The following is a 16155-nucleotide window of genomic DNA, read 5'->3' as shown; positions in this document are numbered from 1 at the left end:
GGGCCACTGCCCCGCCCCGGACGGCCGAGAGGCGCGCTGGCGACCCGGGGCTCGGCCGGATCCTGGCCGAGGCGCGCCGGCTGGCCGGCGCCCGCCTCAGGTCGTGAGCAGACCCGGCCCGGCCGGCTCGGCGATCCAGCTCGCGAGCAGGTCCAGGCCCTTGGCGGAGGCGCTGCCCTCCGGCGCGGAGTAGACGAAGAGCGTCTGGTCCTGGTCGGCGGGGAGGTCGAGCGCCTCGTACTGGACCTCGACGTCGCCAGCCACCGGGTGGCGGTAGCCCTTGGTCCCGTGCGCCAGGCGCACCACGTCGTGCTGGGCCCACCAGGCGGCGAACTCGCGGCTCTTGACGCTCAGCTCGCCGATGAGCTCGTTGAGGACGGCGTCGTCCGGGAAGCGTCCGGCGTCGAGGCGCAGGGCCGCGACGTTGTCGCGCGCGACCGCCTCCCAGTCGACGTAGCGCTCCCGCGCCACCGGGTTGAGGAACACCCACCGGGCGTGGTTGCGCTCGCGCGGCTCCAGGGCGTCGAAGTCGCAGAGCAGAGCGCGGGCCATGGCGTTGGTCGCCAGGACGTCGGTGCGCCGCCCAAGGACGAACGCCGGCGTGCGCAGGGTGTCGAGCAGCAGCTGGACGCCCGGCCGCACGCGCTGGCCGCCAGGGTCCGGGCCGCGGCGCCGCGCGAGGACCGGCTTGGCGAGGTGGAGGAGGTGCGCGCGCTCGGCCTCGTCGAGGCACAGTGCCCGCGCGATCGCCTCGAGCACGTCCGTCGAGACGCTGCTGGCGCGCCCCTGCTCGAGGCGGACGTAGTAGTCGACGCTCACGCCGGCGAGCTGCGCGACCTCCTCGCGGCGCAGCCCCGGGACGCGGCGGTGCCCCGGCCCCGGCGCCATCCCGACCTCGTCGGGGGTGCGCCGCGCGCGGCGGGAGCGCAGGAACTCGCGGAGCTCGTGGTTGGCCGACATCGCCGCTCCATCATGCCTCGCGCCGGCGCGATGTCCAGCCCCTGAGGGTGGTCCAGCTGGACCCAGGTTCGGCCGGCCGACGGGTGATCCCGTCGCTTGTGAGCCTCGGTGGGCGCGCCCAGCATGGCGCCCATGACCACGCTCACCGCCGCCGACACCCCCAGCGACCAGCGCCCCCTCACGGGCCGCGTCGCCGTGATCACCGGCGCCTCCTCCGGCATGGGCGCCGCCACCGCCGAGTCGCTCGCCGCCGCCGGCGCGAAGGTCGCGCTGCTCGCCCGTCGCAAGGACCGCCTCGACGCCCTCGTCGAGCGGCTCGCCCCGACCGGCGCCGAGGTCGTCGCTCATCAGCTCGACGTGACCGACCAGGACGCGGCCGACGCGGTCGCCGCCCGCGTGCGCGAGCAGCTCGGGCGCGTCGACCTCGTGTTCAACAACGCCGGCGTCATGCTCCCGGGGCCGATCACCCAGCAGCCGCGCGACGAGTGGCAGCACCAGATCGACCTCAACGTCACCGGCCTCATGCACACGATCGGCGCGTTCGTCCCGCAGCTCGTCGAGGCCGGTCAGGCGGGCGGCACGGCCGACCTGATCAACACGAGCTCGATCGCCGCCCAGAACATCTTCCCCGGCTTCGCCGTCTACTCGGCGACCAAGGCGTTCGTGACGCACCTGTCGCGCACCCTGCGGGCCGAGCTCGGCGCTCAGGGCGTGCGGGTCAGCACCATCGAGCCCGGCATCACCGAGACCGAGCTGCAGGGCCACGTGACCGACGAGGCCAGCAAGGCGTGGCTGGCCGACGCCGCGCAGACGATGGAGCTCCTGCAGCCGCAGGACATCGCCTCCGTGGTCACCTACCTCGCCGGCCTGCCGCGGCGGGTGAACCTCCAGCAGGTCACGGTCATGCCGACCCAGGAGCAGATGTAGGCGCCGTCACCTGGGCGTGTTGCACCGCCTCGCGCGATGTGCGACCTTCCGACTGTCTGATGTCCGCCTATTCCGCTGCACCGCCCTCCCAGCCCCAGACGTTCGACGACTGGCAGGCCCTCTACGACCTCACCCCGGAGCGTCAGGACGCGGAGTTCCTGACGCTCTCCGGGGAGGAGGTTCGGCCGTTGTACACGGAGGCTGATCTCCCGGAGCGCGACCAGATCGGGTTGCCGGGGGCGTTTCCGTTCACGCGTGGGGTGTATCCGTCGATGTACCGGGGGCGGTTGTGGACGGTCAGGCAGTTCGCGGGGTTCGGGACGGCGGAGGAGACCAACGAGCGCTTCCACTACCTGCTCGATCATGGGCAGACGGGGTTGTCGACGGCGTTTGACATGCCGTCGTTGATGGGCCACGACAGCGATTCGCCGCTCAGCCTGGGTGAGGTGGGGCGGGAGGGCACGGCGGTCGACACGCTGGATGACATGCAGGACCTGTTCGCCGGGATCGATCTCGGTGAGGTGTCGGTGTCGATGACGATCAACGCGCCGGCGGCGATCGCGATGGCGTTCTACGTCGTGGCGGCGGAGAAGTCCGGGGTGCCGGCGGATCGTCTTGGGGGGACGATCCAGGCCGACATCCTCAAGGAGTACATCGCGCAGAAGGAGTGGTGCTTTCCGGTCGATGCGGGGATGCGACTGCTCGGCGACATGGTGCAGTGGTGCTCGACGGAGATGCCCCGCTGGCATCCGATCTCGATCTCGGGCTACCACATCCGCGAGGCGGGTTCGACGGCGGCGCAGGAGCTCGCGTTCACCCTCAAGGACGGCCTGACGTACGTGGAGCAGGCGGTGGAGCGGGGCCTGGACGTCGATGACTTCGCGCCCAGGTTGTCGTTCTTCTTCAACGCGCAGATCGACTTCTTCGAGGAGATCGCCAAGTACCGCGCCGCGCGGCGGATCTGGGCCCGCGAGCTCAAGGAGACGTTCGGGGCCAAGAACCCGAAGTCGTGGTTGATGCGCTTTCACACCCAGACCGCCGGGGTGTCGCTGACCGCGCAGCAGCCGCTGAACAACATCACCCGCACCGCGATCGAAGCGCTGGCCGGCGTGCTCGGTGGGACGCAGTCGCTGCACACCAACTCCTATGACGAGGCGCTCGCGCTGCCCACCGAGGAGGCGGTGCGCATCGCGCTGCGCACCCAGCAGGTCATCGCGCATGAGACCGGGGTGACGAACACGATCGATCCGCTGGGCGGCTCGTACTTCGTGGAGGCGTTGACCGATCAGCTCGAGGCGCAGGCCTATGACTACTTCCGGCGCATCGACGAGCTCGGCGGCATGGTCCAGGCCGTCAAGGAGAACTACCCCCAGCGCGAGATCGCCGACGCCTCCTACGAGCTCCAGCACCGCATCGACGCCGGCTCCCGGGTCGTCGTCGGCGTCAACCGCTTCCAGCACGTCGACGAGCAGCCCATCGAGATCCTCAGGATCGACCCGGCGCTGGAGCGCAAGCAGATCGACCGCGTCAAAGCCGTCCGCGGCCGCCGCGACTCCCAGGCCGTCACCGACGTCCTGGCGCAGCTGCGGGCCGCCGCCGCCACCGACCAGAACCTCATGCCCATCCTCCTGGACTGCGCCCGCGCCCACGCCACCGAAGGCGAGATCGTCCACGCCCTCCAAGACGTCTGGGGCGACTACACCGAGACCCCCGTCTTCTAGGAGGACGCCAACGCGGTCGGGCTGTCCATCCTCTGCGCGTGAGAAGAAGGGGACTGTCCCTTTCTTCGCACCACCCCGCCTCAAGCCCTGCGGGTCGCGCCGGCACCCGCGGCGCAAAAAGCCTGCTCTTGAGCGGGTTCTGGCCCTCGTGGCGCGAGGCGTGAGAAGAAGGGGCCTGTCCCTTTCTTCTCACCGCGGCGTGCGCGTCGGCGGCGTGAAGCGCGTCTCGAACGTCGCGCCGCCGTCGGACGACGCGAGGACCGTGCCGTCGGTGAGGGCCAGGAGCAGCTCGCCGCCGCGGCCGACCGCCAGGGCGACGGGCTCGCCGTCGACGCGGCCGAGGTCGTGCCAGGTGCGGCCGCCGTCGCCCGATCGGCGGACGCGGCCGTCGCGGTCCGCGCGCAGCAGCCGGTCGGCGGAAGGCCAGGCCAGGCGCGGGGAGACGTCGCGCTCGAGGCGGCGCCAACGGCGCCCGCCGTCCTGCGAGCGGTAGAGCCCGTTCTCGCCGGAGGCGACGAGGACGTCGCGATCGGCCGGGTCGACGACGAAGTCGACGAGCAGCGGCTCGGGCGGCGCGGAGTCCTGGAACGTGCGGCCGCCGTCCTGCGAGCGCAGCATCGACGACGTCGCGGCGTCGAAGGCGTACAGCTCGCGGCCGGCGAGGCGGACCTGGTGCAGGTCGGCCTCGGCGAGGCGCGACACCACCGTCCAGGACCGCCCCTCGTCCTCGGAGCGGATCAGGCCCAGGTAGGGCGGCAGCGCGCGTTCGTCGTCCGGGTGGCCGGAGCCCAGCAGCGTCCGCCCGCCGATCGCGCGCAGGAAGAGGAACGTCCCGACCGGGGACGTCCCGGCCGCGTCGCGGACCCGCCCGCGCACGCGCCGGACCGACGACCCGTTGGCGGCGATGCGGAACAGCCCGCGGTTCGTCGCGAGCAGCAGGTCGCCGCTGCGCGGCAGCACGTCGAAGGCGTTGACCCACGGCCGCTCGGCGCGCGTGTCGACCAGCGACGACGACCGCGCCGCACCTGCGCTGCCGGTGCCGCCGGCGTCGTCGCCGCACCCGGCCGCGGCGAGCGACAGCGCCGCGAGGAGCGCGGCAGCCGCGCCCCTCACACGCGAACGGCGAAGAACAGCCGCTGGCCGGCGTTGCAGGTGAAGCGCACGCGCCGCGGCTTGTCGGGGAACCGCTGGCAGGTCCACCCGCGCGGGGCGACGCGCTTCTTCAGGTACCGCGACGCCGCCGCCCGCGCGTTCTGGCACCCCGGGCCGTCCTCCTTGACGCGATAGCGCTTGACGCCGAGCGTCACGGTCCCGCAGTCCTTGGCGGGGCGGGTGGCCTCGGCGGCCGGCGCGGCGACGAGGGCGGCGGCGACGACCACGGGGAGCAGGAGGCGCGACGGCGACATCGGCCGCGTATCGTCGCGCATGCGCATGCGGACCCGCCTCGCTTCGCTCCTCGCGCTCCCGGTCGCCACCGGCGGAGCGCTCGTCGCCACCACCGTCGCCCCCGCGCACCACTTCGCCCCGGTGGAGATCCGCGGCTACGCCTTCTCGCCCTCGTCGGTCACCATCGCGGCCAACGAGGAGGTCCTGTGGACGTGGACCGGCCTGGACCGCAACCACTCGGTCACCGCCGAGCCCGGTCAGGCCGAGGCCTTCGACTCCGACCCGCAGGGCGTCCGGCCGGCGCCGCAGGGGCGCGGCTACAGCTGGGTCTTCCGCACCCCGGGCACCTACCGCTACCTCTGCAAGGTCCACCCGACCATGCGCGGGACCGTCGTCGTCACACCCGCGGCGGACGGCGCCGGCACGACGACCGACCCCACGAGCACGTCCCCCGCGGCCGACGACACCCGCCCGGTCGTCGACCGCCTGCGGGTGACCAGGCGCGCCCGCTCCAAGCTCGCCGTCCGCTTCCGCCTCGACGAGCGCGCCGACGTGGAGCTCGGGGTCGAGCGCCTGCGCCCCGGCCGGTCGGCCCAGCGCGTCCTCACCCGGTCGCTGAACCGCGCCGCCGGCACCCACCGCGCGACGCTCGGCGTCCAGCGCCTGCGCCGCGGGCGCTACCGGCTGACCGTCTCGGCGATCGACGCCGCGAACAACGTCTCGCGGACGCTGCGCGCGGCGGTCACCCTCGTGCGCTAGGCGGCGCTAGAGCGTCGAGCTGTCGATGACGAAGCGGTAGCGGACGTCGGACTTGAGGACGCGCTCCCACGCCTCGTTGACCTGCGAGGCCGGGATGACCTCGATCTCCGCGGCGATCCCGTGCTCGGCGCAGAAGTCGAGCATCTCCTGGGTCTCGCGGATGGAGCCGATGAGCGACCCGGCGAAGGAGCGGCGCTGCATGATCAGTCCGAAGGCCGGGACCGGCAGCGGCTCGGGCGGCGCGCCGACGTTGACGAGCGTGCCGTCCTTCTTGAGCAGGTTCAGGATGCGCCCGATGTCGACGCCCGCGCTCACGGTGTTGATGATCAGGTCCAGCGAGCCGCGCAGCTCCTTGAACGTCGCCTTGTCGCTCGTGGCGTAGTAGCCGTCGGCGCCGAGGCGCAGGCCGTCGTCCTTCTTGCGCAGCGACTGCGAGAGGACGATGACCTCGGCGCCCATCGCCTTGGCGATCTTGACCGCCAGGTGGCCGAGGCCGCCGAGGCCGACGACGGCCACGCGCGTGCCCGGACCGGCCTCCCAGTGGCGCAGCGGCGAGTAGGTGGTGACGCCGGCGCACAGGAGCGGCGCGGCGGCGTCGAGCTCGAGGCCGTCCGGGATGCGCAGGACGAAGTCCTCGTCGACGACGACGTGGTCGGAGTAGCCGCCGTAGGTGATCGTCCCGTCGCGGTCCGTCGAGCCGTAGGTCTGGGTGTTGCCGGGGATGCAGTACTGCTCGTCGCCGGCCTGGCAGTTCTCGCACTCCCGGCACGAGTCGACCATGCAGCCGACGCCGACGCGGTCGCCTGGCGCGAACTTCGTGACCTCGCGGCCGACCTCCGCGACGACGCCCGCGATCTCATGGCCCGGGACGGCGGGGTAGGGCACGTCGCCCCACTCGCCGCGGGTGAAGTGGATGTCCGAGTGGCAGATGCCGCAGAACCTGATGTCGATGCGGACGTCCTTGGGCCCGACGGCGCGGCGCTGGACCTCGAGCGCCTCGAGCGGGGCGTCGGCGGCATGGGCGCCGACGGCGCGGGCGCTGGTCGTCTCGCCCGAGGGGGCGCGCGTGCTGGTCTCGGTCATGGGACCAGAAGGTAGGACCTCGGCGTCCGCTTGGGGCTGCGCGGGGACGGCCTGACCTGGAGCCGAAGGGGCGCAAGACGGCGCCGCTCTCCTCTCCGGGTCCAGATTATGGCCGGGTGGGGGGCTTGATTCAAGCCCCCCACCGTGCCTCACCATGCCCCGCTCGAAGGGTCCAGGCCTACGAGCGATGGGAGCTTGAACGTGCGAGTCGTGCTGTCGACCTACGGGTCGCGAGGAGATGTGGAGCCGCTGGTCGGGCTGGCGGTGGAGCTGCAGGCGATGGGCGCGGAGGTGCAGGTGTGCGCGCCGCCCGACGAGGACTTCGTGGAGCGCCTGGCGGGCATCGGCGTCGCCCTGGTCGGCGTCGGACCGTCGGCTAGGGCGCTGACGCGGGCCGCGCCGCCGCCGACGTCGATCCCCGAACGGGCGGCGCAGATCGTCGCGGATCAGGTCCGGGCCATCGCCCCCGTGGCCGAGGGCGCCGACGCCCTCGTGGCGACCGGGATGGTCCCGGCGGCGGCCGGCGCGCTGAGCGTCGCCGAGGCGGTCGGTGTGCCGGCGGTGTCGGTGACCTTCCAGCAGCTGACGCTGCCCGCCGCCCACCGGCGGCCGCTGGCCTACCCGGGCCATCCGCTGCCGCCCGGCGAGACCGACCACCGGGTGCTGTGGCGGCACGACCGCGAGGCGATCAACGACCTGTTCCGCGACGGCCTGAACGCGAGCCGGGCGACGCTCGGGCTCGTGCCGGTGGACGACGTGCGCGGCTACGTGCTGGGTGACCGGCCGTGGCTGGCCAGCGACCCGGTGCTCGACCCGTGGATCCCCACGCCGGGCCTGGAGATCGTGCAGACGGGCGCGTGGTTCGCGCCGAGCGACGGCAGGCTGGCGCCCGAGGTCGAGCGGTTCCTCGACGCGGGCGACCCGCCGGTCTACGTCGGCTTCGGCTCCATGCCGATGCACGCGGCCGCCGACGTGGCGCAGGTCGCGCTCGCCGCGGTCCGGGCCCACGGCCGGCGCGCCGTGCTGCTGCGCGGCTGGGCCGACCTGACGGCGGTCGAGGGCGACGACGTCCTCGTCGTGGGCGAGGTCGACCAGGCCGCGCTGTTCGGCCGCGTCGCCGCCGCGGTCCACCACGGCGGTGCGGGGACGACGCTCACGGCGACGCGCGCCGGCGTCCCGCAGGTCGTCGTCGCGCAGGCGGCCGACCAGCCCTACTGGGCCGGCCGCGTCGCCGACCTGGGCATCGGCGCCGCCCACGACGGCCCGGCGCCCACCGTCGCGTCCCTCACGGCGGCGCTGGAGGTCGCGCTCGCGCCCGAGGTGCGTGAGCGCGCCGCCGCCGTGGCGGCGCACGTCCGCACGGACGGGGCGGCGGTCGCCGCGCGGCTGCTCGTCGACGTCGTCGAGCGCGACCGGCTGGCGGTGACGGCGTGATCGAGCACGAGGTGGTGGTGGTCGGCGGCGGGCCGACCGGGCACGTGCTCGCCGCCGAGCTCGCGCTGGCCGGCGTGGACGTCGGCGTGCTCGAGCGCCGTGGCGGCACGCAGCTCGAGAGCGCGCGGGCCCGCGGCCTGCAGGCGCGCACGATCGAGGTCCTGGACCAGCGCGGCATCGCCGACCGGTTCCTCGCCGAGGGGGAGCGCGCGCAGATCGTCGCCTTCGCCGGGCGGCGGCTCGACCTCACCGGCTTCCCGACGCGCCACCCCTACGGGCTGGCGCTGACCCAGGACCGCATCGAGGCGATCCTCGGGGCATGGGTGGAGGAGCTGCCGGTCGCGCTGCACCGCCGGCGTGAGGTCACCGGCTTCGCCCAGGACGTCGACGGCGTGACGGTCGACCTGGCCGACGGCGAGCGGGTGCGGGCGCGGTACCTCGTCGGCTGCGACGGCGCGCGCAGCCTCGTGCGCAAGACCGCCGGCATCGCGTTCGAGGGCTGGGACGCGTCCACGAGCATGCTCCAGGCCGAGGTCGAGATGACCGGCGAGCCGGTGCTCGGCGTCCAGCACGACGAGCACGGCACGTACGCGATCGGGCCGCTCGGCGACGGGCGCTTCGGCGTCGTCGTGCGCGAGCCCGACCCCACGCGCGGGGGTCAGCCGACGCTCGAGGACCTGCGCGCCGAGCTCGTCGCCGTCTTCGGGACCGACTTCGGGCTGCGCCGCGCCGACTGGGTCTCGCGCTTCACCGACGCGTCGCTGCAGGCCGCGGCCTACCGCGACCGGCGGGTCCTCCTCGCCGGCGACGCCGCGCACATCCACTCGCCGATCGGCGGCCAGGGGCTGGGGACCGGCGTGCAGGACGCCGTCAACCTCGGCTGGAAGCTCGCCGAGGTCGTGCACGGCACCGCGCCCGACGCGCTCCTGGACACCTACGAGGCCGAGCGCCGTCCCGTCGGCGCGCGGGTGCTGCGCACGACGATGGCGCTGACGGCCCTGCAGCGCGTCGACGACCGGATGGACGCCCTGCGCGAGAAGGTCGTCGACCTGCTCGACGCCGAGGAGTCACGCACGCGGCTGGCGGCCGAGCTCAGCGGGCTCGACGTCCGCTACGACCTCGGCGGCGACCACCCGCTCGTGGGGCGGCGGATGCCGGACCTCGACCTCGTCACCGAGGGCGGCGAGCCCACGCGGGTCTTCGCGCTCCTGCACGACGCGCGGCCGCTGCTGCTCGACCTGGGCGGTGGTCTCGACGGCGCGCCGCGGCCCGAGCGCGCACGGGTCGTCGCCGCGCGGGCGGAGGGCCCGTGGGAGCTGCCGGTGGTCGGCGAGGTCCTTGGGCCCGGGGCCGTCCTCGTCCGGCCTGACGGCCACGTGGCGTGGGTGGCCTAGCCCGAGCCGGCGCCGGCGGCGATCCTCGCGTCCTCGTCCTCGTGGTCGACGAACTCGAGGAGGTCGCCGGGCTGGCACTCGAGCACGCGGCACATCGCCTCGAGGGTGCTGAAGCGCACGGCCTTCGCGCGGCCGTTCTTCAGCACCGCGACGTTCGCGGGCGAGATCCCGACGCGCTCGGCGAACTCGCCGACGCTCATCTTGCGGCGGGCGAGCTCGACGTCGATGCGCACCACGATGGCCATCAGATGACCGCCTCGACCTCCGTGCGGAGGTTCGTGGCCTGTCGCAGCAGCGCGCGCATGACGAGCATCACCAGCCCCACGACGCTGAGGGCGAGGAGCAGGAGGAACAGCAGCAGCGGCATGCCGGGGTCGTCGGCCTTGAAGCCGACGTAGAGGAAGAAGCCCAGGAACGTGGTCCACGCCGCCGCGATGGCGAGCACGATCGCGTCGACCCAGGTCCACGAGGCGTCGCTGAAGATCCGGTCGGCGCGCACGAGGTCCAGGAGCTTCCACGTCGACACGACGACGACCTGGGCGCAGAAGACCCAGAAGATCGTCACGACGGTCAGCGGCCAGCGCAGGTAGGCGAGGTCGGGCTCCTCCTCGGCCATGTGCGCGAACTGGCCGGGCAGTGACATGACCTGGAGGAGCAGGAGGATCCCGAAGAGGACGACCAGGAAGACCCGGAGGGCGGTGACCGCACGACGCTCGATGTCCATGCATCGAGGATCGCGCATCATCTATCGAATGTCAATCGACAGGCGGACCGTCGACGCCGACGGTCGCAGGGCGCGCCGTTCGTCGCGTGGACAGACGTCGCACTTGCGCGCGGACGGTCCCGCACGGAGCATGCGCCCGTGTCCAGCGCCCGTCGGCTGCCCCTGCTCCTGCTCGTCGCCGGCCTGGCGACGCCGGTTGCGTCCGCCTCCGCGGCGACGTTCTGCGTCGCCCCGGCGACGTGCGACACCGCCCCTGCCGCGACCCTGCAGCACGCGCTCGACGACGCGGCGTCCAACGCCGGCGACGACACGATCCTCCTCGGCGCCGCCACCTACAGCGCCGGCGCCGCCTCCTTCAGCTCGACGGACTTCAGCGGCGGCGTGGCGATCCTGGGCGCGGGGCGCGACAAGACCGTCGTCACGAACACCGCGGCGGCCTCCGGCGCGGTGCTCGACGTGGCGGGCGTCTCCGGCGTCACCCACGTGCGCGACCTCACCGTCCGGGCGACGCCGGGCGCCAACCACCACGGCATCGTCGGCGGCACCGGCGGGCTCGAGCTCGAGCGCGTCGACGTCCTCAACCCCGACCAGGTCATCGGGAACTTCACCAACAACGTGCTCTTCGCCAACGGCGCGGCGAGCGCCCGGTGGGTCACGGGGCGCAGCGTGGCCGGCGGCTCGGGCAACGCGCTCAACGTCCAGGGTCCCAACGGCGTGATGCGCGACCTCGACCTCAGCGGCAACGTCGCGGTCGTGAACTTCGGCCTGGGCACGCTGCTCGACCGGCTGCGCATCAGCGCCCGATCGACCGGGATCCGCGTGGGTCGCAGCGCGCTGGTGCGCGACAGCGTCATCCGCATGACCGCCGACAACGGGGTCGGCATCGCGACCGAGACGACCAGCGCCTCGCCCACCGCCTCCGTCACCGGCCTCACGCTCGTGGGGCCGGGCACGAGCTCCACGGGCGCGGGCCTGTTCAACGGCGCCAGCGGCTTCGCCGCCACCATGGAGGTCGAGAACTCCATCATCACCGGCTTCCAGCGCGCCGCCGCCCGCCAGGGGTCGCCCGGCGCCGCGGCCAACCTCACGCTCACCCGCTCGGCCTACGACGCGGCGTCCATCATCTCGACGGGCACGGGCACGCTCACGGAGTCCTTCCCGCTGCCGGCGACGTTCGGCTTCGTCGGCGGCGACGACCTGCACCTGCGCTGGGACTCGCCGCTCGTCGAGGCCGTCGGGCCGAACGTCACGCCATGGCCGGACCGCCTCGACAACGACGGCCTCGCGCGCTTGGTCAACGGCGCGATGGACGTCGGCGCCTACGAGTACCAGCGCCGGGCCCCGGCGGTGAGCGCCAGCGGCCCCGCGACGCTCACGGCCGGGCAGGCGGGCGGCTTCTCCGCGACGGGCACGGACCCCGACCCGGGCGACCCGCTGACCTACGCATGGGAGTTCGGCGACGGGACGACGTCCACCGACGCGGCGCCGTCGCACGCCTTCGCCAGGGCGGGCAGCTTCGCCTGGAAGGTCACGGTCAAGGACCCGACGGGCCAGACGGCGAGCGCGAGCGGGACGACGACCGTGGCGGCCGCGCCCGGCGGCTCGACGCCCCCCACGCCGCTGCCCGGAACGCCGACGACGACGGTCCCGGCACGGCCGTCGCTGACGAAGGTCTCCTTCCGCAAGCGCTTCCGCCGAACGGCGAAGGGCCTCGCGTTCCGCTTCACGCTCAGCCGCCCGTCGGCCGTCACCGTGACGATCGACCGGCGGCGCGGCAAGCGCTGGTCGCGCGTCGGGGCGCTGCCGCGCAAGACGCTGGCCGCCGGCCGCGCGAAGCTGAGCTTCAGCGGCCGCGTCAAGGGCAAGCGGCTCGCGCCTGGGCGCTACCGCGCGACGCTCACCGCGACCGCCGACGGCCGCGCGTCGAGCGCGGTGCGGCTGGCCTTCACCGTCACCCGCTGATCGCCCGCGCCCGCACCCGCGCCGTCCGGTTGGCGAACGGCACCTGGTCCCGGCACGGCTCGCCGCGCAGGCCCGGGCAGGGTGGCAGCGGGGTCGGCGCGCCACCCGGGACGACCGGCAGCAGCAGCCGGGAGGTCATCCGCCCGCCGGCGCCCACCGCGACTCGCGCCTTGCCGGCGGGCAGTGTCTCCTCGAAGGCCCAGATCGGCTGGTCGCCGTTGGGCGCCGAGATCCGCAGGCGGATGCGCGAGCCCTCCCGGTAGGCGTGGGCCTGGTGGTAGAGCGGGATGGTCACCGGGACGTACCTGCCCTTCGGCATCGCCTTGACGTCCGCCTTGCGCAGGCTCAGCACGGGGGCCAGCGGCGTGCTCTTGGCCTTGTCGAGCTTGCGGGCGCGCGAGCGCAGCCAGCCGCCCTGGACGAAGACCTCCTTGCCGTCGGGCCGCACCTCGCTGATCGTCGCCTGGAGGTCGACGCTGCGCGCCGACGAGCGCACCCACGCCTTCACCGCGCCGGCGCCCACGACGAGCGTGTCGCGCTCGAGCGGGGCGGTCAGGAAGCCGGCCGCGGAGCCGGGCGGGTCCTGCTCCCACCGGTAGGGCGGGGTGGCGGTCCACAGGCCGTCCGTCCCGGCGCCCGTGTCGCCGGTGAAGTTCGTCAGCGGCCGCGCCCGCGCGTCCCACGTGAACGTCGCCGCGCGGGGCACCCGGGCGCGCTGCGGCTGCAGCGCGCCGCCCGCGGTGAGGTACCAGCGGCCCGCCGTCGTGCCCGGAACGGGGTAGCCGCGGAAGCTGCGCTCGAAGCCCGGGTAGGGCTGGCCCGGCGCCCGGCCGGCGCCGTTGTCGAAGAGGATCCGCACCGGGTCGAGCCGCTCGAACTGCTGCTTGGCCGCCGCGAAGTTCGGCTCCTCCTGGATGGGGTCGCGCGGCAGCGTGAGTCCCGAGACGCCCATCGCCGTGTCGTAGACCAGGCCCGCGGCGGTGCGCGGGACGAGGTTGCGCGCCGCGGGCGACTGGTCGGCGACGTAGATCGAGAGGAAGTCGAGCAGGCGGTTGAACGTCTCGGGCGCCAGCGAGTCGACGTGCGTGCCGTTGGTGAAGGTGAACCACTTGCGCTTCGTGCCCGTGAGACGGGAGAACAGCGTGGGGCAGTGGCCGCCGGTCTGCTCGTCGGTGGACTGGCAGGCCAGGAACGTCGGCACCTTGATGCGGTCGACGAACGTCACCGGCGCCAGCGGGTCGGCGACCTCCGGGACGTAGTGGTCGTTGTCGCGGACCTTCTTGAGGAGGTCGATCGCCTCGGCGTGCAGCGCCTGGTTGTCCTTGCAGACCGTGTCGCCGCCCGCGATGCGCTCCGCGGCGTAGGGCTGGCCGGCGTCGGGCCCTGAGGGCAGCGCCTCCTTCGCGCGCTCCTTGGCCCAGTTGAAGGCGAAGCCCGTGTTGAGGATGCCGCCGGGGTAGAGCGTCGTCTGCGTCTGGTCGATCACCGACAGCGGCGTGATCGCCGCGAGGCTCGGCGGCTGCGTCGCGGCGGTGAACAGCTGCGAGATCCCGCCGTAGGAGATGCCGAGCATCCCGACCTTGCCGCCCTTGACCCACGGCTGGCGGGCGATGGTCTCGATGACGTCGTAGCCGTCCAGGCCCTGCAGCGGCTCGAAGAAGTCGAACGCCCCGCCCGAGCAGCCCGTGCCGCGCATGTTCACGTCGACGACGGCGAAGCCCATGAGGTTGGCGAGCGTGGCGATGCCGCTCGCCGGCCCGGACGGGCGCGCGTAGGCGTAGCCGGAGTACTCGATGAGCGTCGGGTAGGGCCCCGCGACCGGCAGCCCCGGGAGGTCGACGCCGAGGACGTTCGTGACGTCGGTCGGCGGGTGCACCGAGTACGCGAGCTTCGTCCCGTCGCGCGTCGTGAGGTAGCCGTAGCCGTCGGGCGGGATCGCCTGGTCGTAGACCTTCGTGCTCGGCGGCGCCGAGGCCGTCGACAGGACGGTCAGCGCGCCCGACTCCTCGCCGCCCGCGCGCACGCGGTAGCCGTGGCCCGGCTCGACGCCGCGGAAGAGCGTCGCGCCCAGCGCGTTGGCCGTCCGCTGCTCGACGGTCCGGCCGGCGCCGTCGACCAGCGCGACCGAGACCCCCGGGGCCAGCCCCTCCGCGGCGACCTGCTCGACGCTGCCGCGCGCGGTGAACGCCTGCGCGGTCGCGACCGGCACGAGGAGCGCCGCGAGCACCGCTGCGACGCCGGCCTTGACCCATGACGCCATGGCTGACGCTACCCCGGAAGCTGGTCGCACGGCAACGCCGCGCGACCAGCGGTCAGCCGGGCCTCAGCCGCCCAGCGCGGCGTCCACCACCGCCTGCGCCTTCGCGCCGTAGGGCGGGAAGAGGACGTCGGTGTCGTCGTGGGTGCCGCGGACCACGACGCCCCGGGCGGTGCTGAACTCGCGGAAGCCCTCGATGCCGTGGTGGCGGCCCATGCCGCTGGTGCCGCTGCCGCCGAAGCCCAGGGAGGCGACGGCGCCCTGCAGCGCACAGCCGTTGATGCACGCGCCGCCCGAGCGCACGGTGCGCACGACGTGCTCGCACTCCTCGGCGTCGTCGCCGAAGACGTAGAGGCCGAGGGGGCGGTCCTGGGCGTCGATGGCGGCGAGCGCCTCGTCGAGGTCGTCGTAGGGGATGACCGGCAGCAGCGGGCCGAAGACCTCCTCCTGCATGAGGCGCAGGCCGGCGGGCGGGTCGACGACGAGCGACAGCGGCATGCGGCGCGTGGCGCGATCGACGCCGGTGCCGGGTTCGAGCTCGACGATCCGCGCGCCGGCCTCGCGCGCCTCGTCGAGCATCGCCTCGATGCGGGCGAGGTGGCGGTCGGTGATGAGGCCGACGGCGTCGGCCGTCGTGGAGTGGCCGGGGAGGACGTCGCGCGCGAAGCCGACGAGCAGGTCGACGAGGTCCTCCAGGCGGTCACGCGGGACGAGGACGTGGTCGACGGTGATGCACATCTGGCCGTTCTTGACGAGCTTCGTGCCGAGGATCGACGCGACCGCCTCGCGGGTGACGCCCGACGCCGTCAGCACCGCCGGGCACTTGCCGCCCAGCTCGAGCGTGACCGGCACGAGGTGTTCGGCCGCGGCCCGCATGACCTCGCGCCCGACGCCGGGGCTGCCGGTGTACATCAGGTGGTCCCACGGCTGGCGGGTGAACGCGCGCGCCAGCTCGAGGCCGCCGACGGCGGTCGTGACCCGATCGCGGTCGAAGGTCTGGGCGACGAGCTCCTCGAGCAGCGCCGCGCAGGCCGGCGTGAGGTCCGAGGGCTTGACCACGACGCGGTTGCCCGCGGCGAGCATCTCGACCACCGGACCGCACCCGATCTCGAACGGGAAGTTCCACGGCGCCATGTTGCCGATGACGCCCTTGGGCTCGAGGCGCATCTCGACGCGCGCGTCGCCCCACAGGGCCGGGTCGGCGGCGCGCTGCTCGGCGGCCATCCAGTCATCGAGCGCCTCGATGGCGGCGACGGCGCGGCCCGCCGGTCCGAGGACCTCGAGCAGGTCGCAGAACAGCGCGGGATGCGCACCGAAGTCCTCGGCGACCGCGGCCTCGATGCGCGCACGGTTGGCGACGAGCATGCCGGCGAGCGCCTGGAGGTGCTCGACGCGCTGCGCCTTGGTGGGGATCGGGTCCTTGCGGAACGCCGCCCGCTGGAGCGCGAGGCTCTCCTGCAGGCGCTCGATCGCGGGCGCGTCGGACGCGGCCGCCTGGTCGCGGTCGACGATGGTGGAGGTGGCGAGGGACATGGTCGGCCTCTCTCG

At 73.9% G+C, this 16155-nt stretch carries 14 protein-coding genes; 6 read left to right on the top strand and 8 right to left on the bottom strand.

Annotated features, from left to right (window positions below):
- Positions 1–96 precede the first annotated feature (96 nt).
- Positions 97–960: a helix-turn-helix transcriptional regulator gene (locus JUB12_RS11985; RefSeq protein WP_205695640.1), complete on the bottom strand. Its 864-nt coding sequence runs from the start codon at positions 958–960 to the stop codon at positions 97–99.
- 132 nt (positions 961–1092) lie between these two features.
- Between JUB12_RS11985 and JUB12_RS11980 the strand changes: the two genes are divergently transcribed.
- Both JUB12_RS11980 and JUB12_RS11975 read left to right on the top strand, forming a co-directional pair.
- A complete protein-coding gene (locus tag JUB12_RS11980) occupies positions 1093–1887 on the top strand; it encodes an SDR family oxidoreductase (RefSeq protein ID WP_205695639.1) in 795 nt (264 codons plus the stop codon).
- 59 nt (positions 1888–1946) lie between these two features.
- A complete protein-coding gene (locus JUB12_RS11975; RefSeq protein ID WP_205695638.1) occupies positions 1947–3608 on the top strand; it encodes a methylmalonyl-CoA mutase in 1662 nt (553 codons plus the stop codon).
- Positions 3609–3797: 189 nt separating this feature from the next.
- Here JUB12_RS11975 and JUB12_RS11970 read toward each other — a convergent pair whose 3' ends face one another.
- Positions 3798–4721, bottom strand: coding sequence for a glycoside hydrolase (locus tag JUB12_RS11970; RefSeq protein ID WP_205695637.1), 924 nt, complete (start codon positions 4719–4721; stop codon positions 3798–3800).
- Positions 4718–5014 (bottom strand): hypothetical protein, encoded by a 297-nt coding sequence (locus tag JUB12_RS11965; protein WP_205695636.1) that lies wholly within the window; start codon positions 5012–5014, stop codon positions 4718–4720. The genes JUB12_RS11970 and JUB12_RS11965 overlap by 4 nt, the downstream gene beginning before the upstream one ends.
- 25 nt (positions 5015–5039) lie before the next feature.
- Between JUB12_RS11965 and JUB12_RS11960 the strand changes: the two genes are divergently transcribed.
- Positions 5040–5753 carry a plastocyanin/azurin family copper-binding protein gene (locus JUB12_RS11960; protein WP_205695635.1) on the top strand — a complete coding sequence of 238 codons (714 nt, stop codon included), beginning with the start codon at positions 5040–5042 and terminating at the stop codon, positions 5751–5753.
- Positions 5754–5759: 6 nt separating this feature from the next.
- Here the strand turns inward: JUB12_RS11960 and JUB12_RS11955 are convergent, their stop codons facing one another.
- Positions 5760–6836: an NAD(P)-dependent alcohol dehydrogenase gene (locus JUB12_RS11955; protein ID WP_205695634.1), complete on the bottom strand. Its 1077-nt coding sequence runs from the start codon at positions 6834–6836 to the stop codon at positions 5760–5762.
- Between the two features lie 201 nt (positions 6837–7037).
- Between JUB12_RS11955 and JUB12_RS11950 the strand changes: the two genes are divergently transcribed.
- Positions 7038–8270, top strand: coding sequence for a glycosyltransferase (locus JUB12_RS11950; protein WP_371822333.1), 1233 nt, complete (start codon positions 7038–7040; stop codon positions 8268–8270).
- Positions 8267–9664 carry an FAD-dependent monooxygenase gene (locus JUB12_RS11945; RefSeq protein WP_205695632.1) on the top strand — a complete coding sequence of 466 codons (1398 nt, stop codon included), beginning with the start codon at positions 8267–8269 and terminating at the stop codon, positions 9662–9664. The genes JUB12_RS11950 and JUB12_RS11945 overlap by 4 nt, the downstream gene beginning before the upstream one ends.
- Here the strand turns inward: JUB12_RS11945 and JUB12_RS11940 are convergent.
- Positions 9661–9909, bottom strand: coding sequence for a helix-turn-helix transcriptional regulator (locus JUB12_RS11940; RefSeq protein ID WP_205695631.1), 249 nt, complete (start codon positions 9907–9909; stop codon positions 9661–9663). The two genes, JUB12_RS11945 and JUB12_RS11940, sit on opposite strands and share 4 nt — an antisense overlap.
- Positions 9909–10388, bottom strand: coding sequence for a DUF2975 domain-containing protein (locus JUB12_RS11935; RefSeq protein ID WP_205695630.1), 480 nt, complete (start codon positions 10386–10388; stop codon positions 9909–9911). Before JUB12_RS11935 ends, JUB12_RS11940 begins: the two co-directional genes overlap by 1 nt.
- 138 nt (positions 10389–10526) lie before the next feature.
- Between JUB12_RS11935 and JUB12_RS11930 the strand changes: the two genes are divergently transcribed.
- Positions 10527–12350 (top strand): PKD domain-containing protein, encoded by a 1824-nt coding sequence (locus JUB12_RS11930; RefSeq protein WP_205695629.1) that lies wholly within the window; start codon positions 10527–10529, stop codon positions 12348–12350.
- On the opposite strand, the gene JUB12_RS11925 is transcribed toward JUB12_RS11930, so the two are convergent.
- Together JUB12_RS11925 and JUB12_RS11920 are read right to left on the bottom strand one after the other, a co-directional pair.
- A complete protein-coding gene (locus JUB12_RS11925) occupies positions 12340–14610 on the bottom strand; it encodes a CocE/NonD family hydrolase (RefSeq protein WP_205695628.1) in 2271 nt (756 codons plus the stop codon). The genes JUB12_RS11930 and JUB12_RS11925 overlap by 11 nt on opposite strands.
- 63 nt (positions 14611–14673) lie before the next feature.
- Positions 14674–16140, bottom strand: coding sequence for an aldehyde dehydrogenase family protein (locus tag JUB12_RS11920; protein ID WP_205695627.1), 1467 nt, complete (start codon positions 16138–16140; stop codon positions 14674–14676).
- Positions 16141–16155 lie beyond the last annotated feature (15 nt).

This window comes from Conexibacter sp. SYSU D00693, from assembly GCF_017084525.1.
GTDB lineage: Bacteria > Actinomycetota > Thermoleophilia > Solirubrobacterales > Solirubrobacteraceae > Baekduia.
The sequence above is the reverse complement of the archived record's forward strand: the minus strand, read 5'-3'. Positions and strand labels throughout refer to the sequence as shown.